Genomic DNA, 18,113 nt, shown 5'->3' with positions numbered 1-18,113 from the left:
TTGCGGTCTTGTCTTTACAGGTCGGGGCGGCCGTCCATTGCCGAGGATGCCAAGGCGTGGGCACGCTTCGGGATCCGGCCGCCCTGTGCTGCCAGTCTGCCACCGATCACGGCGTGTTTGAAGGCCTCAGCCATGACCAGCGGGTTTTGTGCCCGGGTGACGGCGGTGGCCAGCAGCACGGCGTCGCAGCCCAGTTCCATGGCCAGGGCGGCGTCCGATGCGGTGCCAATTCCGGCATCCAGCACCACGGGAACGGCGGCGCGGGAGACGATCAGCTCAATGTTGTGCGGGTTCAGGATGCCCAGCCCGGTTCCGATCGGGGCGCCCAATGGCATGACGGCGGCCGCGCCCAGCTCCTCCAGCCGCAACGCCAGGACCGGATCGTCATTGGTGTACGCGAACACCTTGAAACCGCTGTTGACGAGCTGCTCCGTGGCCTCCGCCAGCTCGAGTCCGTCAGGCAGCAGCGTGTGTTCGTCGGCGATGACTTCCAGTTTCACCCAGTCCGTTTCGAGCGCTTCACGGGCCAGCTCCGCCGTCATGACAGCCTCGCGGGCGGTGAAGCAGCCGGCCGTGTTGGGCAGGATGCGGATGTTGTTTTCCAGCAGCAGCTTGAACAGGTTCGTTCCGCCGCCGGCCGCCTCATCCACCGAATAACGGCGCATGGCCACGGTGGTCAGTTCGGTGCCGGAGGCGATCAGCGCGGCACCCAGGCCGGACAGGCTCGGGGCACCACCGGTGCCCATGATGAGTCGGGAGTTCAGCGCCACCCCGTCGATCACCAGGGCGTCGTTGCGGGTCAGGGTTTCGGTCATGGCATTCACTTTCGGTCTTCGGGGCGGGGCGGGACATGGGAGGCGGGGGAGGGAAAAGCAGACAAGGAGGGCACCTCAGCCGCCCTGTACAGCAGTGACAATTTCAAGGTCATCTTGGTGTTCCAGCGAGGTCGCGGCCCACTGGCTGCGCGGCACCACAGCCGAGTTGCGGGCAACCGCGACACCCAGCCGTCCGCCGTCGGCCGCCTGCCCGGAGGGCAACAGCTCCCGGCCGGTCGTGGCCGTGACGAGGTCTGAAACCGTGGTGCCGGCCGTGAATGGCTGCGCACTGCCGTTGAGTTGAATGGTGCTCATGCTGTCTCCCTAGCTGTTGGGCCGGTTTTTCCGGCGGGCTGAAGTGTTGGCGAAAAGCGGTCCGGCCGGAAGCGTTCCCAGGCCAGGTCCGTGATGTTGCCCAGCAGTTGCCGGGTGATGTGCGCTGCGATCGGTGTCAACAGGACGCCATGGCGGAAGAACCCGGTCGCGATGATCAGTCCCGGGATGTCTCTCCCCTCGGCGCCGGCAACCCTGCCCAGCAGCGGTGCATTGTCGGGTGTCCCCGGGCGGGCCCGGGCCGTGGACTCAATCAGTTCCAGTTCCGCCACAGCGGGGACCAGCACCTGGGCGTCGCGCAGAAGCTGGTGGACTCCCCCGGCGCTGACACCGGCATTGCCGTCTTCACGGCTGCTGGCACCAATCACCACTGTGCCGTCCGAGCGCGGCACAATGTACACGGGCAGTCCCCGCACCATGCCGCGGATGGTGGCTGTCGCCAGGGGGCGCAGGTGTTCGGGAACCCGCAGGCGCAGGATGTCCCCGTACACCGGGCGGATGGGCAGCTTGAGGCCCTCGGGCAGGCCCCGGAGTTTTGGGGCGCCCTGGGCATTGGCCACCACGACCTCACCGGCATGGACTTCGCTGCCGTCGGCCAGCAGCACGCCCGTCACGGCGGAGCGGCTGTCATGCGGGTCCTGGTGCAGCAGCCCCACGGCCTGCCGGTCGATGAATGCCGGCCCGTTGAGTGATGGTCCGCTGCGTGAGGGCCCTCCATCCGACTGCCCGCCGGCGGCACGTCCTGCCGCCACCTGCGACAGCTCCGTCCGCAGCGTTTCGGCCAGCTCGCGGGGGTCGACCTGGTGGTCCTGCCCCACCACCCAGGCACAGGAAATGTGCGGGCCGACCATGGGTTCAAGGGCGCGCGCCGCACGAATCGTCAGCTGTGCGACGTCCAGGCCATGGCGGGTTTGGACCTCCCGCAGGTCAGCCAGGGCCAAGCGGTCCGCCGGATCCGCTCCAAGAACGAGGGTCGGGGTGGTCTTGAATCCGGTCGCGGACCCCGCAGGCAGGGACGCCACAAATCCCGGCCAGCGGGCCGCCGAGGCGAGCGTCAGCGCCAGGAGTTCCTCCTCCTGGTAGTGCAGCTCGCTCACGGGTGCCAGCATGCCGGCGGCGGCAAAGGTTGCCCCTGTGGCCGGCGCCGGGTCGATGACTGTGACGGTGTGCCCGGCGCGCTGGGCTTCCCAGGCAATGCCAAGGCCGACGATGCCGCCGCCAATGACAGCAACCCCGGTGGTCAGTGTCTCGGGCGAAAATGGTGCCACGACGTTCTCCTTCCCTACGCCGGCATGATCCGGATCAGGTTCCACGCCCGCGTGGGGCGCATGTCGGTCGGCGCATGTCGGCGCCCTCTCAGCCAGCTTCACTGGCTCCCGCGGTACTGCACTAGTCTATGAGACATGAGCTCAACTTCGACCATCCATGACGCCGCCACCCCGATTTCCACGCCTACCCTTGAGCGCGCCCGACTGTATTTGTGCACCGACGCGCGGACAAAACAAGGTGATTTCGAGCAGTTCCTGCGCGCCGCCTATGCGGGCGGGGTGGACATCATCCAGCTGCGCGACAAGTCAATTGAAGCTGCCGAGGAGCTTGAACTGCTGGCCGTGTTACGTTCCGTGGCGGAGGAATTCGGCAAGTTGTGGGCCGTGAATGACAGGGCCGACATCGCCACCCTCAGCGGCGCCCCGGTGTTCCATGTGGGCCAAAAGGACCTCCCACTGCCTGCGGCACGTGCACTGGTGGGGCCGTCCGTTTCCCTGGGCCTCTCCAGCCACGACGCCGTGCAGGTCTCGGCCGCCGCGGCCAGCCCGGACGCCGACTATTTCTGTGTGGGGCCGCTGTGGGCCACTCCGACCAAGCCGGGCCGGGCCGCCGTCGGACTTTCCCTGGTTGAGCATGCGACCTCCCTGCACACCACCAAGCCATGGTTTGCCATCGGCGGAGTGGACCTCTCCAATGTGGACCAGGTCGTGGCGGCAGGGGCGTCACGCATTGTGGTGGTCAGGGCCGTAACCAACGCTGAAGATCCGACGTCGGCCGCACAGGAACTGCTCTCCCGCCTGCCTGCGCTGGGGTAGCCTGGCGACCGGCTGCCTGGCGACGGCGGTGGCAGCGCCGCCGTCGCCCGGTTCGCAGCCGGGCTGGTTCACAGGCGCCGGCCTAGTTCACAGCCGCGACGGGCACCTTCTTGGCGTCCGAATCTTCCAGCATGGCCGTGAACTCCGACTCGATCACGGCGTTTTCCTTGTGCGTGAGCTTGGAAACGACCACGGCGATGATGAGGTTCACGATGAATGCGGGCACGATTTCATACATCGCGTCGTGCAGCACCGGCGTCTTGCCCCACACAAACACCGTCACCGTCGCCGCAATCATGCCGATGAGGGCGCCCTTGGCCGTGAGTTTGCGCCAGTAGAGGCTCAGCAGCACGATCGGGCCGAACGCGGCACCGAAGCCGGCCCAGGCAAATGACACCAGTTCCAGGATGCTTGCGTTCTTGTCCAGGGCGATGATGGCCGCAATGACGGCGATCACCAACACGCCCAGGCGGCCAAGAATCACCTGCTTCCTGGCCGTGGACTGCCGTCCCGTCATGTTGTACAGGTCTTCGACGAGCGCCGAGGAGCACACAATGAGCTGGGAGGAAATGGTGGACATGATGGCGGCCAGCACGGCTGCCAGGACCAGGCCTGCCACGAACGGGTGGAAGAACACCTGGCTCAATTTCAGGAACACCGTTTCCGGGTCGCCCAACGTCATGTTGGGGTTGTCGGCAAAGTAGCCGATGCCGATCAACGCCGTGGCAACGGCCCCGGCCGCGGTCAGGATCATCCAGCCAATGCCGATGCGCCGGCCGGCCTTGGCGTCCTGCGGTGAACGCAGCGCCATGAAGCGGACAATGATGTGCGGCTGGCCAAAGTAGCCCAAACCCCATGCGGCAGTGGAAAAGATTCCGATCATCCACACCAGGCTGTTCCCCTCGCCAAAGCCCTTGAACAGGTTCAACGTATCGGGGTCGATGCTTTGCAGCCGGGTCACGGTTGCCCCGACGCCGCCGGTTTGAATGACGGCAATCACCGGGACCACGATGAGGGCGGCAAACATGAGCAGCCCCTGGGCCACGTCGGTCAGTGTTGCCCCAATGAATCCGCCAAAGAGCGTGTAGGCCAAGGTGACAACGGTGACGACACCCATGCCCAACAAGTATGACCAGCCGAAGGAACCCTCAAAGAACTTGCCGGCGGCCACCATGCCCGAGGACACGTAGAACGTAAAGAACACCAGGATGACGGCGGAGGCGGTGATGCGGAGCAGGTGCGAATTGTCCTTGAGCCGCTTTTCAAAAAAGCTGGGGACGGTGATCGCATTTTGCGAAATCATCGTGTAGGAACGCAGCCTTGGCGCCACGAACTTCCAATTCAGCCAGGCCCCAATGGTCAGCCCAATGGCAATCCAGGCTTCGACCAGCCCCGACAGGTAGATGGCCCCGGGGAGGCCCATGATGAGCCAGCCCGACATGTCTGAAGCGCCGGCCGAGAGTGCGGCAACGCCTGGCTTGAGATCGCGCCCGGCCAACATGTAGTCGTCCAGATCGTCCGTTTTCTTGAAGGCGAAGTAGCCGATGGCGAGCATGCCCGCCAGGTAGACGCCGATGGCGAGCAATTGAAAAATATGGTCTGAGATTTAGTATTCCTTAGCGTTCTGTGACACTTCATCGGATCATCGCCGGCACCCGCAGGGAGTGCGCAACTTCGCAGTGAGTACGCGCCAAAAGTGGGACTTGCCTGTTCAACGTACCAAGGTTGGTGGCGGAATCCTTCATGCGCGCCGTGCCCGGGCTTCATGAGCCCCGTGCTTATGCTGGGAGGGAACCGTCCTCAGGAACAAGGAGCAAACGTGACCACCACACTTACCCACCGCCATCTTTTTGGCCCCGGCCCCAGCAATTGTTATCCGGAAGCCATCGCGGCTTTGGGGCATCCAATTCTTGGCCACCTTGATCCCTTGTTCATCGACATCATGGACAACACCTGCGACAGCTTGCGGCAGGCATGGGGCACCACCAATGCCAGGACACTGCCGTTGAGCGGGACGGGTTCGGCGGGCATGGAGGCGGCCTTTGTCAACACCGTCGGGGCCGGCGACGTGGCTGTCGTGGCAGTCAACGGCTTGTTCGGCGAGCGCATGTGTGAGGTGGCCCGCCGCACAGGTGCCGAGGTGGTCCGGGTCGACCATGAGTGGGGCCGGCCCATTGACCCGGAACGGGTGGCCTCTGCCCATCCGCACCCCAAGGTCATTGCCGCAGTGCATGCCGAAACGTCCACGGGAGTGCTCTCCGACATTGCCGCGCTCGGCAGGCTCAAGGGTGACGCGCTGCTGGTGACCGACGCCGTCACCTCCATCGGCGGCCTGGAACTGCTCGCGGACGACTGGGGCATCGACGTTGGCTACGCCGGGACGCAAAAGTGCCTGGGCGTGGCCCCGGGCCTGTCCCCCTTCACCATCTCGGATGCCGCTTTTGAGCGCCGCATCAAGGACCCGCAGTCGTGGTACCTGGACCTGGGACTGTTGGGCGGGTACGCCGGCGCAGCCAGCGGAAGCACCCGCACCTACCACCACACCGCGCCGGTGGCCATGATCGCCAGCCTGGCGGCCGGATTGGACCGGGTCCTGGCTGAAGGGCTCGACGCCGTGCAGGCACGTCACACGGCAGCAGGCCTGGCGCTCCAAAACGGTCTGCAGGAAATGGGCCTGGAACTGTTCGCGGCCGAAGGTTCCCGCCTGCCGAGCCTCACCACCGTGCGCGTTCCCGAGGGCGTGGACTCCGCCTCCGTGCGCAGCTACCTGCTCAACAACTTCAGCCTGGAGATCGGCGGCGGCGCCGGAGCGTTCGCGTCCACGGTGTGGCGGATTGGCATGATGGGCCCCAACGCAAACCCCGCCTCCGTGGTGCTGGTCCTTGGTGCCCTGCAGGAAGCTCTCGCCAAGGCCTGAGCCCCGCCGGCAGGGACTCGGGCCCCTGCCGGCATGCAGTCCGCTACTTGCCAGCGGCTGCCGGCGGGAGCCTACTGCTGGCGGGCCACCGCTTCAAGCCCTGCCACGTACCCGGCCCATTCCTCCGGCGTGCGGTGCGAGACGTTCAGGTCGTTCGGTCCATTGCCTGTGGCGCCGTCTATCAGCTCGCGAATAATGTCGGCATGGCCGGCGTGCCTGGCCGTTTCGACACACATGTGCACGAGGATCTGGTGGAGAGTCACCTGGCGGCGTTCCGGTGCCCACCAGGACACCGTGCCCACGGTGTCCAGAGGCAGCAATTCAATGGTTTCGTCGCTGTGCCGGGCGGAATAGTCGTGCAGTTCGAGGATGTCCGCCCGGCTCTCGCCCGGCCCGGCCCACAGGTCGGCATCCAGGGGTGCGTCGTCAGCGAACCATGGCAGTTCCCTGCTCGCAGGACGGTCGAAGACCTCGCCGAAGTACCCCACCTGGACACTGGCCACGTGCTTGACCAGGCCAAGCAGGTTCGTGCCCGTGGGGGTCATGGGACGGCGGACGTCGTAGTCGCTGAGGCCGTCAAGTTTCGCGAGCAGGTCTGCCCGCCGGACGCGCAGGTATCCAAGGAGCACGGCTTTTTCACTCATGCTGCCCACTCTGCCCCATCACGGCGCGGCGCGCCATCCATTGCCTTACGACTGCGACAGGCCCACAATGCCCTGAAGCAGGTCCAGATGGGCCTCAAAAAGTGCTGCCGGGTCAGCAAACGTTGCCTTGCCGTACTGGCCAAAAACCTCAAAGTTGACTGTGCCAAAGAGGGCGGCCCAGGCCAGGACGCCCGAAGCCAGAACGTGGTCGGGAACGGTCAGGCCCATCGCCGCGCGGATCGCCGCGAAGTCTGCAACGAGCCGCGGGTCCGGCAGCCGCCGCTGTGCCTCCCCGGCCAGGCACCCAGCCTGGTGCGCGCTATCCAAAATGCGCACCAGCTGGACGACAACCCGCGTGCCGGGACCGGTTGTCTGCTCGGCAGGGGCCTCGTAGCCCGGCACAGGCGAGCCAAACAGCAGTCCGTATCGTGCCGGTTCCAACAGCGCCCAGTTCCTGACCGCTCGGCCCAAGGCCCGGAACTGGGCCGCATGATCGCCTGCAGGGACCTTGGCCAGCGCCTGGTCCACGGCATCGCCGAGGGCGTTGTAGCCGTCCACCACAAGCAGTGTCAGCAGTTCGTCCCGGTTCTTGACGTACCTGTAGACGGCCGACGAGACCACGCCCAGATCGCGGGCCACAGCGCGCAATGACAGCCCTGCTGCGCCGTGCACCTCCAGGTGGCGGCGTCCAATGCTGACGATGTCGGCCATGGTTTGCTGCCGTGCCCGTTCCCGCGGTGTTTGTGTCATGGCTCCAGTTTTGGCGTAATCGAGACCACCGTCAACTTAAGTGAGCAGTGCTCTTGACTTCTCCACGGCAAGCGGTCGACAATTAATGAGAGAGCACTGCTCTCGAGTTAATGCACTTCCACCATCTACATGAATTGAGCACGCCATGGATGCCATCAAAATTGTCACGGGCGCGGGCCCCGTCGGCTGGACAGTCGCCAACCAACTGGCAAACGCCGGACACCGCGTGCGCGTTTTGACCCGTTCGGGTTCCGGTCCGGTGCACCCGCTGATCGAACGGCGCCGCGTTGACGTGGCCGAGCCGGCGCAGCTGCAGGCCGCGATGACGGGTGCGGACGCCGTCTTCCACTGCATCCACGGCTCAAAATACAGCGCGGATGCCTGGCAAAGGGAACTTCCCCGCGCGGAACGTGCCGTGCTGGCCGCGGCAGGCGGGGCGGGCGCCGTCGTGATTTTCCCGGAAAGCCTCTATTCCTACAGCGTCCCGGAACAGGTCATGACGGAAGACAGCCCGCGCCTGGCAAGCGGCGGGAAGCGCGGCATCCGCACCGGACTGCTGGCCGCCCGGGCCGCATCGGACACCCCGACAGTCAGCGTGGTGGCATCCGACTTCTTTGGCCCGCACGTGCGCAACGCCCACGCCGGCGACCGCATGGTGCCGCTGATCCTGGCGGGCAGGCGCGTGCAGGTTGTGGGCAGCACGGAAAAGCTCCACTCATTCACCTATGTCCCGGATCTTGCGGCTGCCATGATCCAGGCGGCCGCCCGGCCGGCACTCTGGAATTCGGTGCTGCACGCGCCAAGCAACGAGGCCCTGCCGCAGCGGGCACTGGCCGGGGCCTTTGCTGCCGCGGCGGGGGTGGCGGCGCCCAAGGTCAGTGCAATACCGGGCCGGGTCCTGAGGGTGGCGGGGCTGCTCTCCGCCAATATGCGTGAGATGGCGGAGATGCTGTACCAGTTTGAAGAACCGTTCATCATGGATTCCTCGGCCAGCCAGGACCTGCTGGGCCGCTCCCCCACGTCTTGGGAAAGGGCCGCAGGGGAAACCGTGGAATGGTGGCGGAAGCAGGCCTAGTGGCCCGCCTCCACCGCGAGCGCAACCTTCCGCAGCAGGGCGGCCAGCTGCACCCGCTCCTTGGCAGTCAGCCCGGACAACATGTCCCGGTCGCTCTCCAGCAGGCGCGGAAACTCGCTGTCGACCAGGGCTTCGCCCGCTGCTGTCAGCTGCATGAGGACCACCCGGCCGTCCCGTTCCCAGGGCAGGCGTTCCACGAGTCCGCGCTTGACCAGGCGTTCGGCGTTCTTGGTGGTGGAGGCGCCGCTGAGCATCGTGGCGGCGGTGACTTCGCTGGCGCGCATGGGGCCGTCACCGCGGGCCAGGGTGCACAGGACGTCGAATTCAGCCCGCGTCACCTCCGCAGGCAGCAGCTCCCGGCCCGCCCGCTGGGACGCCAGGGCGCCAATCCGCCCGATCCGCCCCATGATCTCAATGCTGGCCACGTCCAGCTCCGGCCGCGACCGCGCCCAGCCCTGGCGCGCCCTGTCAACGAAGTCCACTGCCTCTGCTTTCATGGAACCAGTCTAGAGACAACACTCACATACCCAGCATCTATTTTACTAGTAAAATACTTAGTAGACTGGAAACATGAGCACTCCCACCCGTTTGCGCCACACAGGCGCCGCCCTGACCCATACACTGTCGCCCGCCACCTGGCGGAGCGCTTTTGCCGTGCGCCCGGCGGATGCCATTTTCACCACGGCCATCAAGGTGGGAGTCGCAGCGTCGCTGGTGCTGGTGGCCGGCGGCCTGCTGGGGCAGCAGCAGTTGGCCGGGATCGCCGCACTAGGCGCACTGACCAGCGCTTTTGGTCGTTACCAGCCGTACTGGCGGCTGGCCCGCATGATGGTCGTCGTGGGTCTGGGGATGCTCGTCGCCACGGCCATCGGCACGCTCCTTGGCGCCGCAGGCATGCCGATGGTGCTCCAAATCGTCATCCTCTCAGCCCTTGCGGGTGTGGCTGCCCACATTTTCTCCGCCTTCCGCATTTCCGGTCCGGGTGCCGTCATTCTGGTCTTCGCGGCCGGAGCGGGTGCCAGCTACACCCACGACCTCGCGACCCTGCCCGCGCCCTTGATCGCCATGGCCATCGGTGTGGTGGTCGGCTGGCTGGCCGCCATGTCCCCGGTGTTGCTGGTCCCAATGGCCCCCTCCCGCCTCGCCGTTGCCCGCGCCATCGCCGCCGTCATTCGCTTGGACACGGACGACGCCGGCACGCACCGAGCCGCTGCCACGGCGGCCTTGCGCTCGGCCCGGGACTCGGTGACCCTGAGCGCCGGCACCCTGCGCGGCCACAGCCCACGCTCGCTGCGCCTGCACCGGGATGCAGACCGGCTGCAGCTGCTGCTGGACGAGGCCGAGGCCGTGCTGGCCCGCTTCGATGCACCCCCAGGTCAATCACACGCGGCGGCACTGGCCCGCCTGGCTCAGCATGAATCGGAGCTGCGCAAGATGCGCGGCATTCCTGCCGGTGCCCGGCCGGATCTGGCAGCAACCGACCCGACAGGATCCAAAGCGGCAGCACCAGGCACGTTGGCGGCACCCCTGGGGTTCCTGGCGGGCGCCCGCGCGGAGCTGCGCTCGAGGGCCAGCATCCACCAGGCCCTGCGCATGGCCGCGGCCGCGGTGCTCGCTGGCTGGGCCGCCGTCGGGCTGGGTTTTGACCATCCGCTCTGGGCAACCATGGGCGCCGTCGCCGCATTGCAGGGGATGAATTATGCCGTCACCGTCCAGCGCAGCATTCAGCGCCTGGTGGGCAATGTGGTGGGCGCGGCCGTGGCCGTGGTGCTGCTGTCGATGTCGCTGGGGTTTTGGCCGTCGGTGGCCTTCGTGGTGGCGTTCCAGATCCTGGCGGAACTGCTGGTGCTCAAGAACTACACCTTGACCACGATCGCCGTCACGCCCATGGCTTTGATCATGACCGGCCTCGGCTCACATCTGGGTCCGGAAGCCGCGTTCAGCCGCGTGGCGGACACGCTTATTGGCGTGGTGATCGGCACCCTCGTGGCCGCCCTGAGCATTTCCAGGGCAGACCGCCACCACCTGCCAAAAGATTCCTAAGGGTCAGGACTGGCAGAGGCAGAACGGATGCCCGGCCGGGTCCAGGAATACGCGGAACGTGGTGCCGGGCTGAAATTCAGCCTTGAGCGCCCCGGTGCGCAAGACCTCCGCCTCGCCCGCATCAAGGTCGTCCACCACCACGTCCAGATGCATTTGCTGGGGGTGTTCCCGGCCCGGCCACACGGGTGCCTGATAGTTGTCGACCTGCTGGAAGGAAATGGAGTTGCTGCGGTCCGCGGGCCGAATCTCCACCCAGCCGTCCTCTGCCGTGGTTTCCCAACCCAGCAGTGCAGCATAGAACGATGCCAACAGGGCTGCGTCGGGGCAGTCGATGACCACTCCCGGGTACCGTGCAATTGCCATGCCTGAACGCTACACCGACGGCGCCAATTCCATAACCCCCGCCAGCAGTTCAAAGCTGCGGATCCAGGCGGGGCGGTCAGTGACCTGTGTGGCCACGATGAGTTCGTCGGCGTCGGCCGTTGTGGCGAATTCTTCCAGGTAGGCGCGGGCCACCGACGGCGTTCCGATGGCTGCATAACGGAACATGGTGTTGACCTGCTGGCCCGCCGGGGAGTCGAGCAGCAGGTCCATTTCGGCCTCGGTGAACGTCTGTCCGCGGCCCACGAGGGAAACCACCCGGCGGCGCCTCGCGTCCAGGGCCAGCCGGTCCGCCTCTTCCTGGGTGTCGGCCACGATGGCGTTGACGCCGGCAATCACGTACGGCTCGGCCAGCGCAGCGGAGGGCTTGAACTCGCGGCGGTAAATGCGCACGGCGTCTTCCAGCGCCTGCGGGGCAAAGTGCGAGGCAAAGGAGTACGGCAGTCCCAGTGCCGCAGCCAGGTGCGCACCGAACAGCGACGAGCCCAGGATGTACAACGGCACGTTGGTGTCCTTGCCCGGGTAGGCGTTGACACCGGAGATGCGTGTCTGGCCGTCAAAGTAGGCCTGCAGTTCCTGCACGTCGGAGGGGAAGGTGTCAGCCGCGGAGGGGTCACGGCGCAGCGCACGCATGGTGTTTTGGTCACTGCCCGGCGCGCGGCCCAGACCCAGGTCGATGCGTCCCGGGTGCAGCGTCTCCAGTGTGCCGAACTGCTCGGCGATCTGCAGCGGCGAATGGTTGGGCAGCATGATGCCGCCGGCACCGAGGCGGATCGACTTCGTGTGGGCGGCCACGTGCGCAATCAAGATGCTCGTGGCAGACGACGCGATCGAGGGCATGTTGTGGTGCTCGGCAAACCAAATCCGCTTGTACCCCCACCCTTCAGCCTTCTGGGCCAGCTCCACCGATGAGCGGAAGCTCTCGGCAATGCCGTCGTCGCCGACATGGGCGAGGTCAAGGATCGAAATGGGAAGTGTCATGGGTGCTGCCTTTCAAAGTGGTCTCCCTTGGGCCAACCCCAAGGTCCCCCGGGATATTTCCAACCGGGCGCTTTAGACTCGTCACATGGAATGGTTCTGGACGGTTCTTGTCATGCTGGGCATGGTTGCGGCCGCCATTGCTGTCATCTCCTGGTTCCAGCGCGGCATGGCCAGGCCCGGAGCACGCGAAAACTTGGGCGCGTTCAGCGGCGCCTTGGGTGGCCTGGACGAGGTCTTCAATCCGCACGCCGCCACAGCCAGGCTGGAGCGTGAAGAGCAGTCCCGACAGCGCGCGCCCATCCCCTCCCCCGGCGACCTTCCCAACGGCGTCATTTTTGAAATGGACGACGACGGCGTCCCCACGAAGGTGGTCCTCCGAGCCTCCGGCGTGGGTCCGGACGGCGAACCCGCACCAGAGCCTGGGGCCGCTCCCGTGCCACAGGCCCCGGCCCCGGGACCGGACAGGCACTCCCGGATTAGGCCGGAACGCTGAGCCGGTCAAGGGCGGCCGCCGCTGCTGCCCGGCCCGCCCGGTTGGCGCCCAGTGTTGAGGCCGAGGCCCCGTAGCCCACCAGCAACAACCGCGGCTCGCGGGCGACCTTCACGCCGTCCATGACGATGCCGCCGCCGGGTTCACGCAGTTTCAGCGGCGCCAGGTGGTCCATGGACGCACGGAAGCCAGTGGCCCACAAGATGGCGTCCGCCGCAAAGGTGCTGCCGTCAACAAAGAGTCCACCCTCCGGGGTCAGCCGCTGCAGCGGTCCTCGCGACACGAGGGTTCCGGCGGCAATGCCGTTTTGGTACTGCTCCGTAAGTGGCAGCCCGGTGACGCCCACGACACTCAGTGGCGGGAGGCCTGCGGCCGTGCGCTCATTGACGCGGCGCTCAACATCACGCCCCCAGTCGGGGTTGAATTCGCGGCTCGTGAACTCTGGCGGGCGCCGTGTGGACCACGCGGTCTGCACGCCGGCCTCGGCAAGCTGCAGCAGGAACTGCACGGCCGAGGTGCCGCCGCCAACCACCAGCACGCGCTGGCCCGCAAACTCCTGTACGGAGCGGAAACCGTGGGTGTGCAGCTGGCGGCCGGCAAAGCTCTCCACGCCGGGGTAGTGCGGCCAGTACGGCTTGTCCCAGGTCCCCGTGGCGTTGATGACAAGGCGGGTTTCGAAGGCTCCCCGGTCCGTTTCCACCACCAGTGGCGGGCCGGCAATGTCGGCGGGGACACCGGCGTCGTCCTCAAGAAAGAGCATGGCTGAATCCGCAATGAGCGGGCGCACGGCAAGCACCTTCACGGGCCTGTGCACCGGCAACTCAAAGGTTTTCTCGTAGCTGCCATAGTACCGAGAGACCACCGCGGACGCCGGCTCGACGGGATTGGCCGGCGGAAGTTTCATGCCGGGCAGGTCGTGGATGCCGTGCGCGCCGCCCAGGGTCAGCGATGGCCAGCGGTGCAGCCAGGCGCCGCCGGGTCCGGGGTTGGCGTCCAGCACCACGAAGTCGAGCTCCGGCCGGAGCCCCTGACGCGCCAGGTAATACGCAGCCGACAGTCCGGCCTGACCTGCACCAATAACCACTACGTCCAGCATTGTGCCTCCTATAGTGGGGAACCGGCCGGCTGGCGGCACTATTCCGGCTGTGGTGCACCCCACTGGCTGCCGCGCCGGGAAATGGCCATGTCGGCGAAGCAGACGGCCGCGGCCCCCACGGCGTACGCCACGAGATCCAGTGCGGAGAATGTGGTGCCAAAGACCAGGCGCGAAGGCGGAAAACTCATCGCGAGCTGTTCGGGGATGCCAGTCAGTTGTGCGAGTTCAACGAGGGAGCTGAGCGCGAAGGCTGCGAGCGCCAGCCAGTGCCGCCTGGCCGCAGGCATGATGAATGCGAGCACCAGGTAAACCAGCACGGTGTAGAGCGCGTCGGTGATGAGGTTGGCGAAGCCCCCGGGCACGAAGAAATGGAGCACCAGGCCGAGGATGACCGCATCTCCGGCTGCGAGGAACAGCCAGAAGCGCCGGGGTTTGGCGGTTTTCACTTGATTCATGGGCTTGAGTCTAATGGCGGTTCATCGCCATCAGCTCTCGTCACACATAGCGTCCGGCTGCAAGTGGCGGACGGGACGGAACTCGCTCAAGCCCGCACCACCGGCAGTTCGCGCCATTCCGTGGTGTACCGCGGCGAGGAGTGTTCGCGCTTCATCGACCACTGCGGCGCCTCGGCCAGCCCGCCAATGCCGATGCCGATGGCCATTGCGCCGAACCTGCTGCGGACTTCCCCCAGCACTCCGCCTACGTCCGGCGGCTGCGAGTCGGCGCCGAACACGTCAAGCATGCCTGCTCCCGACGCCGGCTCAAGTCCGTTGAACATGACCCCGGCCCGCAGGTAGGAGGCCCCGGCAACGGCGCTTTGCCTGATGGCGGCCACGGCGGCCCGGACCAGCACAATGGGATCCTGGGTTGGCGTCGCAAAGCGGATGGTGGCTGCGGGGAAGCTGCCTTCCCCGGCGGCGAAGCGGCTGGTTCCGGCCGTGACCGTCATGATTGCAGCCCGCAGCCCTTCCGCATTGAGCCTGGCGGCGCCGCGCTGGGCATACACGGCCATGACCTCCTCCATGCCGGCCACCGTAGTGACGGGCTCGGAAAAGCTGCGGGAGAACATGATCTGCTGTTTGTCCACGTGCTCTTCCGCGTGCGGAATGCACTCGGTCCCATTAAGCTCCATCACGGTGCGCTGCAGCACGACCGAGAATTTCTTGCGAATCACCGCCGGGTCCGCGGCCTTGAGGTCGGCGATGGTTTCAATGCCCATCAGCTTCAACCGGGCAGCCGTCTTGCCGCCCACTCCCCACAGGCCGGAGGCCGGAACGCGTGACTGGATTCCCGCAACATGCCCTGCCGGCATGGCGTCCAGCGCACACACCCCGCCCAGCGCCGGGTTCTGCTTGGCGATCCTGTTGGCAAATTTGGCCTGCGTCTTCGTCGCGGCCACACCAACGCAGACGGGCACGCCCACGTGGCGCATTACGGCAGCCCGGATGTCGCGCGCGGCTGCCTGCAGCTGTGCGGGGTCCCCCACGAGCCCCACGAACGATTCATCGATGGAGTACACCTCCTGCCACGTACCAAAGCGGCCCACCACTTCCATGACCCGGGCACTCAAGTCCCCGTACAGTTCATAGTTGCTGGAGCGCGCCACCAGCCCCCAGTCCCTGGCCTGCGATTGGAGCTGGAACCATGGCGTCCCGGTGGCGATGCCAAGTTCCTTCGCCTCCGCCGAACGCGCCACCACACAGCCGTCATTATTGGAAAGCACGACGACGGGTCGGCCTTCCAGCTTGGGGTCAAAGACCCGCTCGCAGGAGACATAAAAATTGTTCACGTCCACCAGGGCAATGCGGTTGTTGCTCATGGCTTCATTCTTTCACGATCCGAACATTTGTTCGACATTTTGGCAGGAACCCAACCCTGCCACTTTTACGGCACCAATGCGATTTCAGGACCGAAGAAAGCTGCGCACTCGGAATCGTTCCATGGTTGAGTTGTGTCATGCCAGAAAACATGGAGATCAAGGCGCGTTTGGACAATCTCGAGGCACTGCTGCCGGTCATTGCAAGGTTGGCGGACGAGGGCCCCGATATCGAGCTGCAGGACGACACGTTCTTTGCCTGCGACAACGGACGGCTGAAGCTTCGGGTCGTGGACGGCGGCCGCGGTGTATTGATCCACTACCGCAGGGCGGATGAACTGGGCCCCAAGCCTTCACACTACGAGTATTCAAGCACGCCGTCCCCGGACACACTTAGGTCTGTCTTGGCACTGGCCTATGGTGAAACCGGTCGGGTGCGCAAACATCGCACCGTCCTCCGCCTGGGTCATGCACGCATCCATCTTGACCGTGTTGACGGCCTCGGCGATTTCCTGGAGTTGGAGCTCCCGATCGGTGACGGCCTGACGAAAGAAGACGCGGTCCTGGAAGCGAACAGGCTGATGACCGAGTTGGGCGTCGGAACTCCTGCCCTGGTCGACGGAGCCTACGTGGATCTCCTTGCCGCCCGGCAGGCGGTTGGATGAACATGGCGGTCCCTGATGAGGGCCTTCCGGGCCCCGCCACCGTTTCCCCCGGTTCTTGTGCTCGAAACGGGGACGGCCTGGCCCTGCGGGACGAGCTTCGTTCACTTCCCTCGATTGTCGGGCGGGCCCCGGACTTCGACGTGCAATCGGCTCCGGCGAATCCGCGCGGGCTGTTTCTGGACTGGCTGCGGTACGCAATTGACGCTCAGGTGCCAGAACCCCACGCAGCCACGCTTTCAACCGTCGATGCCGGCGGGATGCCGGATGCACGGGTGCTGATCGTCAAGGACGTGACCGACGAATGTGGTTTCTTGATCGCCACCGGCGACGAGTCAGCCAAGGGAAACCAACTGCGCGGCAATCCACAGTGCGCCCTCACTTTTTATTGGGGTCCGCTGGCCGGCAAAGCTCCATTCTCGAGAGCGAAGCCGCCCATGCGGCACTGCTTGCAGAGGCTGTCGCCGCCCTGGAATCCAATGCACACCTCGTGTCGCCACACTGGTCTGTATGGACAGTGGTGCCCGTGGCGATTGAATTCTGGCAGGGCGACGCAGGCCGCAACCACCAACCCCTCCGCTACCTCCGCGAAGGGAATGACTGGCGCATTGATTCGCTCTGGTCATGACAAATGACAAGTATTGCTGCGCCTCCCTTCTCCGGCGACGGGGGCGCGGTCAGGAAGGTGCCACGGGACGCACCCGTCGGGTGGGCTTGAAGTGGGCTGAATGGAACGGTCCTTGATTTTGGTCCAGACCCTAATGGGTGAACGGCCCGGCGAAACCGTTGGCGACCTCGTAAGACAAGGAAGGCCCTGGAATGAAGGACTGGCTCCGGCAGCACCGGGTGGGAGTGTTTCTGTCTGGCCTTGCCCTTTTGGCAGTGGCCCAATTTTGGGTTCTCCTGGCCATCGGAACCTCTTGGCCCGACGCAACGGCCCGAACGCTCGTCAACGCCTTGTTTGGTGCCGGCCTCCTGTACCTCGTGGTGAGAAACGACCGAAAGCAAAGGATGTCCCTGGAGAAACAGGGCATCTTCGCGTACATCCGCCACCCTGGCTCGCGGCCGGGGACATTGGGTGACTTGTGGGCCGGCGGGACTGCAAGCTGTCACATAGGACAGCTCGTCTTCCAAGAAGCCATGTCCGGGACCGATGTCGCGCTGGGCAACCCCACAAAATTCGACGTCGTCGCTGCAACCGAGGATCCCCGGCAAGCCACTAACGACAAGTCCAACCCACTGCCGTCCAGCCTGCTGATCCAGACGTTCATTTTGCCTGGCGGAACCGTTGAAATCGCTGCTGAACCCGCTGCACTTGCAAGGATTGAACAGGAAATATTCGCCTAGACTCCCATCGCGTAGTCCCCTTCCGGTGGAATCCGCCGCCTGCCCGCAGCGTAGGCTCCAGGCAAGGTGCGTTGGCGCTCGGCCTGCGTTCAGTTGTCAAATACCGACCAGCAAATGTCGTTGCGCAACCGCTGGTCGTCAATTACGAGCTCACGAATCGCTTGCGAAAGCTGGTCACGCTGCCACTCGCACTCGGCTCGTCCTGCGTCGTCAGCCCGGGCATCAGGGGCTGCTGCTCGCACGGCTTTGATTGCATAGGCGGCAGCACCCAGTTCGTGGGCTGCGACGTGCGCGACGGCCCCGGCCTGGCCCGCAGCGTAGGCGGCAAACCGGGCAGCTCCCCGCAGGTCCCTGGCCGCGCCCATTGCATGTCCGCCCGCCGCGCGAGCCTCCATCATCTTGACCTCACCACGCACCCAAGCACGGGCATGCTCGATCGCCTGACGGGGCCGGGGGTCTTTCGGTTGAGCCACCTCAAATAAGGTGAGAACGTGCTCCGCGCACGATGCCGCCCACAGCGCCAGAAGCTGGTGATCCTCATCGGTCAGGCTGCCACCCCGCCGGATCGTCACAAAGCGCGGGTCACGGACCTTCGGCAGAATCATGTTGACATTCTACTGACGGGGCCTCGCGCGGCCGTGCGGCAGTCAGGCGCCGAACGAGCATGGCTGTTTAACCA

The 18,113-nt window shown here is 65.6% G+C and carries 21 protein-coding genes; 8 read left to right on the top strand and 13 right to left on the bottom strand.

The window, feature by feature from the left end; genetic code table 11:
- Window positions 1-14: 14 nt before the first annotated feature.
- From AC1L6K_RS06695 to AC1L6K_RS06685, 3 genes are all read right to left on the bottom strand, one after another.
- Complete coding sequence (locus AC1L6K_RS06695; RefSeq protein ID WP_480951929.1) at window positions 15-815, bottom strand: thiazole synthase; 801 nt, start codon at window positions 813-815, stop codon at window positions 15-17.
- A gap of 75 nt (window positions 816-890) precedes the next feature.
- A complete protein-coding gene (gene thiS, locus AC1L6K_RS06690) occupies window positions 891-1,130 on the bottom strand; it encodes a sulfur carrier protein ThiS (RefSeq protein ID WP_480951928.1) in 240 nt (79 codons plus the stop codon).
- Window positions 1,127-2,416 carry an FAD-dependent oxidoreductase gene (locus AC1L6K_RS06685; protein ID WP_480951927.1) on the bottom strand — a complete coding sequence of 430 codons (1,290 nt, stop codon included), beginning with the start codon at window positions 2,414-2,416 and terminating at the stop codon, window positions 1,127-1,129. Before AC1L6K_RS06685 ends, thiS begins: the two co-directional genes overlap by 4 nt.
- A 135-nt stretch (window positions 2,417-2,551) precedes the next feature.
- On the opposite strand from AC1L6K_RS06685, the gene thiE reads away from it, so the two are divergent.
- The gene (gene thiE / locus AC1L6K_RS06680) at window positions 2,552-3,232 is read left to right on the top strand and encodes a thiamine phosphate synthase (protein ID WP_480951926.1); all 681 of its coding nucleotides are present in this window, start codon (window positions 2,552-2,554) and stop codon (window positions 3,230-3,232) included.
- 82 nt (window positions 3,233-3,314) lie between these two features.
- Here thiE and putP read toward each other — a convergent pair whose 3' ends face one another.
- Window positions 3,315-4,838 (bottom strand): sodium/proline symporter PutP, encoded by a 1,524-nt coding sequence (putP, locus tag AC1L6K_RS06675; RefSeq protein WP_480952706.1) that lies wholly within the window; start codon window positions 4,836-4,838, stop codon window positions 3,315-3,317.
- A gap of 213 nt (window positions 4,839-5,051) precedes the next feature.
- Here putP and AC1L6K_RS06670 point away from each other — a divergent pair, with 213 nt between their 5' ends.
- A complete protein-coding gene (locus AC1L6K_RS06670; protein ID WP_480951925.1) occupies window positions 5,052-6,149 on the top strand; it encodes a pyridoxal-phosphate-dependent aminotransferase family protein in 1,098 nt (365 codons plus the stop codon).
- 71 nt (window positions 6,150-6,220) lie between these two features.
- Here AC1L6K_RS06670 and AC1L6K_RS06665 read toward each other — a convergent pair whose 3' ends face one another.
- Window positions 6,221-6,793 carry a DinB family protein gene (locus tag AC1L6K_RS06665; RefSeq protein WP_480951924.1) on the bottom strand — a complete coding sequence of 191 codons (573 nt, stop codon included), beginning with the start codon at window positions 6,791-6,793 and terminating at the stop codon, window positions 6,221-6,223.
- 45 nt (window positions 6,794-6,838) lie between these two features.
- The gene (locus AC1L6K_RS06660; protein WP_480951923.1) at window positions 6,839-7,543 is read right to left on the bottom strand and encodes a TetR/AcrR family transcriptional regulator; all 705 of its coding nucleotides are present in this window, start codon (window positions 7,541-7,543) and stop codon (window positions 6,839-6,841) included.
- Between the two features lie 145 nt (window positions 7,544-7,688).
- Here AC1L6K_RS06660 and AC1L6K_RS06655 point away from each other — a divergent pair, with 145 nt between their 5' ends.
- On the top strand, window positions 7,689-8,618 hold the full coding sequence (locus AC1L6K_RS06655; protein ID WP_480951922.1) for an NAD-dependent epimerase/dehydratase family protein: 930 nt from the start codon (window positions 7,689-7,691) through the stop codon (window positions 8,616-8,618).
- On the opposite strand, the gene AC1L6K_RS06650 is transcribed toward AC1L6K_RS06655, so the two are convergent.
- A complete protein-coding gene (locus tag AC1L6K_RS06650) occupies window positions 8,615-9,115 on the bottom strand; it encodes a MarR family winged helix-turn-helix transcriptional regulator (protein ID WP_480951921.1) in 501 nt (166 codons plus the stop codon). The genes AC1L6K_RS06655 and AC1L6K_RS06650 overlap by 4 nt on opposite strands.
- 73 nt (window positions 9,116-9,188) lie before the next feature.
- On the opposite strand from AC1L6K_RS06650, the gene AC1L6K_RS06645 reads away from it, so the two are divergent.
- The gene (locus AC1L6K_RS06645) at window positions 9,189-10,661 is read left to right on the top strand and encodes an FUSC family protein (RefSeq protein ID WP_480951920.1); all 1,473 of its coding nucleotides are present in this window, start codon (window positions 9,189-9,191) and stop codon (window positions 10,659-10,661) included.
- A 3-nt stretch (window positions 10,662-10,664) separates the two neighbouring features.
- Here the strand turns inward: AC1L6K_RS06645 and AC1L6K_RS06640 are convergent, their stop codons facing one another.
- Both AC1L6K_RS06640 and AC1L6K_RS06635 read right to left on the bottom strand, forming a co-directional pair.
- Window positions 10,665-11,024, bottom strand: coding sequence for a VOC family protein (locus AC1L6K_RS06640; RefSeq protein WP_480951919.1), 360 nt, complete (start codon window positions 11,022-11,024; stop codon window positions 10,665-10,667).
- 9 nt (window positions 11,025-11,033) lie between these two features.
- Window positions 11,034-12,023, bottom strand: coding sequence for an LLM class flavin-dependent oxidoreductase (locus AC1L6K_RS06635; RefSeq protein WP_480951918.1), 990 nt, complete (start codon window positions 12,021-12,023; stop codon window positions 11,034-11,036).
- Between the two features lie 85 nt (window positions 12,024-12,108).
- Here AC1L6K_RS06635 and AC1L6K_RS06630 point away from each other — a divergent pair, with 85 nt between their 5' ends.
- Entirely contained in the window at window positions 12,109-12,516 is a 408-nt protein-coding gene (locus AC1L6K_RS06630) for a hypothetical protein (RefSeq protein ID WP_480951917.1), read from the top strand.
- Here AC1L6K_RS06630 and AC1L6K_RS06625 read toward each other — a convergent pair.
- The 3 genes from AC1L6K_RS06625 to AC1L6K_RS06615 all read right to left on the bottom strand — a co-directional run bounded on the left by AC1L6K_RS06625 (window position 12,500) and on the right by AC1L6K_RS06615 (window position 15,428).
- Window positions 12,500-13,609, bottom strand: a complete 1,110-nt coding sequence (locus tag AC1L6K_RS06625) for an FAD-dependent oxidoreductase (protein WP_480951916.1) — start codon at window positions 13,607-13,609, stop codon at window positions 12,500-12,502. The two genes, AC1L6K_RS06630 and AC1L6K_RS06625, sit on opposite strands and share 17 nt — an antisense overlap.
- 38 nt (window positions 13,610-13,647) lie before the next feature.
- Window positions 13,648-14,064, bottom strand: a complete 417-nt coding sequence (locus AC1L6K_RS06620) for a ribosomal maturation YjgA family protein (protein WP_480951915.1) — start codon at window positions 14,062-14,064, stop codon at window positions 13,648-13,650.
- 86 nt (window positions 14,065-14,150) lie between these two features.
- Window positions 14,151-15,428, bottom strand: a complete 1,278-nt coding sequence (locus tag AC1L6K_RS06615) for a Y-family DNA polymerase (protein ID WP_480951914.1) — start codon at window positions 15,426-15,428, stop codon at window positions 14,151-14,153.
- A gap of 137 nt (window positions 15,429-15,565) precedes the next feature.
- Between AC1L6K_RS06615 and AC1L6K_RS06610 the strand changes: the two genes are divergently transcribed.
- The 3 genes from AC1L6K_RS06610 to AC1L6K_RS06600 all read left to right on the top strand — a co-directional run bounded on the left by AC1L6K_RS06610 (window position 15,566) and on the right by AC1L6K_RS06600 (window position 17,434).
- Window positions 15,566-16,090, top strand: a complete 525-nt coding sequence (locus tag AC1L6K_RS06610; RefSeq protein ID WP_480951913.1) for a class IV adenylate cyclase — start codon at window positions 15,566-15,568, stop codon at window positions 16,088-16,090.
- Window positions 16,087-16,722, top strand: coding sequence for a pyridoxamine 5'-phosphate oxidase family protein (locus tag AC1L6K_RS06605; protein ID WP_480951912.1), 636 nt, complete (start codon window positions 16,087-16,089; stop codon window positions 16,720-16,722). Before AC1L6K_RS06610 ends, AC1L6K_RS06605 begins: the two co-directional genes overlap by 4 nt.
- A 184-nt stretch (window positions 16,723-16,906) precedes the next feature.
- Window positions 16,907-17,434 (top strand): hypothetical protein, encoded by a 528-nt coding sequence (locus AC1L6K_RS06600; protein WP_480951911.1) that lies wholly within the window; start codon window positions 16,907-16,909, stop codon window positions 17,432-17,434.
- A gap of 89 nt (window positions 17,435-17,523) precedes the next feature.
- Here AC1L6K_RS06600 and AC1L6K_RS06595 read toward each other — a convergent pair whose 3' ends face one another.
- Window positions 17,524-18,039, bottom strand: coding sequence for a putative immunity protein (locus tag AC1L6K_RS06595; RefSeq protein WP_480951910.1), 516 nt, complete (start codon window positions 18,037-18,039; stop codon window positions 17,524-17,526).
- Window positions 18,040-18,113: the final 74 nt, after the last annotated feature.

This window comes from Specibacter sp. BI4, from assembly GCF_056680095.1.
The sequence above is the reverse complement of the archived record's forward strand: the minus strand, read 5'-3'. Positions and strand labels throughout refer to the sequence as shown.

Coding starts and splice junctions, on each gene's coding strand:
- AC1L6K_RS06695 (WP_480951929.1), bottom strand. CDS start 815: ATGACCGAAACCCTGACCCGCAACGACGCCCTGGTGATCGACGGGGTG.
- thiS (WP_480951928.1), bottom strand. CDS start 1,130: ATGAGCACCATTCAACTCAACGGCAGTGCGCAGCCATTCACGGCCGGC.
- thiE (WP_480951926.1), top strand. CDS start 2,552: ATGAGCTCAACTTCGACCATCCATGACGCCGCCACCCCGATTTCCACG.
- AC1L6K_RS06665 (WP_480951924.1), bottom strand. CDS start 6,793: ATGAGTGAAAAAGCCGTGCTCCTTGGATACCTGCGCGTCCGGCGGGCA.
- AC1L6K_RS06660 (WP_480951923.1), bottom strand. CDS start 7,543: ATGACACAAACACCGCGGGAACGGGCACGGCAGCAAACCATGGCCGAC.
- AC1L6K_RS06655 (WP_480951922.1), top strand. CDS start 7,689: ATGGATGCCATCAAAATTGTCACGGGCGCGGGCCCCGTCGGCTGGACA.
- AC1L6K_RS06650 (WP_480951921.1), bottom strand. CDS start 9,115: ATGAAAGCAGAGGCAGTGGACTTCGTTGACAGGGCGCGCCAGGGCTGG.
- AC1L6K_RS06645 (WP_480951920.1), top strand. CDS start 9,189: ATGAGCACTCCCACCCGTTTGCGCCACACAGGCGCCGCCCTGACCCAT.
- AC1L6K_RS06640 (WP_480951919.1), bottom strand. CDS start 11,024: ATGGCAATTGCACGGTACCCGGGAGTGGTCATCGACTGCCCCGACGCA.
- AC1L6K_RS06635 (WP_480951918.1), bottom strand. CDS start 12,023: ATGACACTTCCCATTTCGATCCTTGACCTCGCCCATGTCGGCGACGAC.
- AC1L6K_RS06630 (WP_480951917.1), top strand. CDS start 12,109: ATGGAATGGTTCTGGACGGTTCTTGTCATGCTGGGCATGGTTGCGGCC.
- AC1L6K_RS06625 (WP_480951916.1), bottom strand. CDS start 13,609: ATGCTGGACGTAGTGGTTATTGGTGCAGGTCAGGCCGGACTGTCGGCT.
- AC1L6K_RS06620 (WP_480951915.1), bottom strand. CDS start 14,064: ATGAATCAAGTGAAAACCGCCAAACCCCGGCGCTTCTGGCTGTTCCTC.
- AC1L6K_RS06615 (WP_480951914.1), bottom strand. CDS start 15,428: ATGAGCAACAACCGCATTGCCCTGGTGGACGTGAACAATTTTTATGTC.
- AC1L6K_RS06610 (WP_480951913.1), top strand. CDS start 15,566: ATGCCAGAAAACATGGAGATCAAGGCGCGTTTGGACAATCTCGAGGCA.
- AC1L6K_RS06605 (WP_480951912.1), top strand. CDS start 16,087: ATGAACATGGCGGTCCCTGATGAGGGCCTTCCGGGCCCCGCCACCGTT.
- AC1L6K_RS06600 (WP_480951911.1), top strand. CDS start 16,907: ATGAAGGACTGGCTCCGGCAGCACCGGGTGGGAGTGTTTCTGTCTGGC.
- AC1L6K_RS06595 (WP_480951910.1), bottom strand. CDS start 18,039: ATGATTCTGCCGAAGGTCCGTGACCCGCGCTTTGTGACGATCCGGCGG.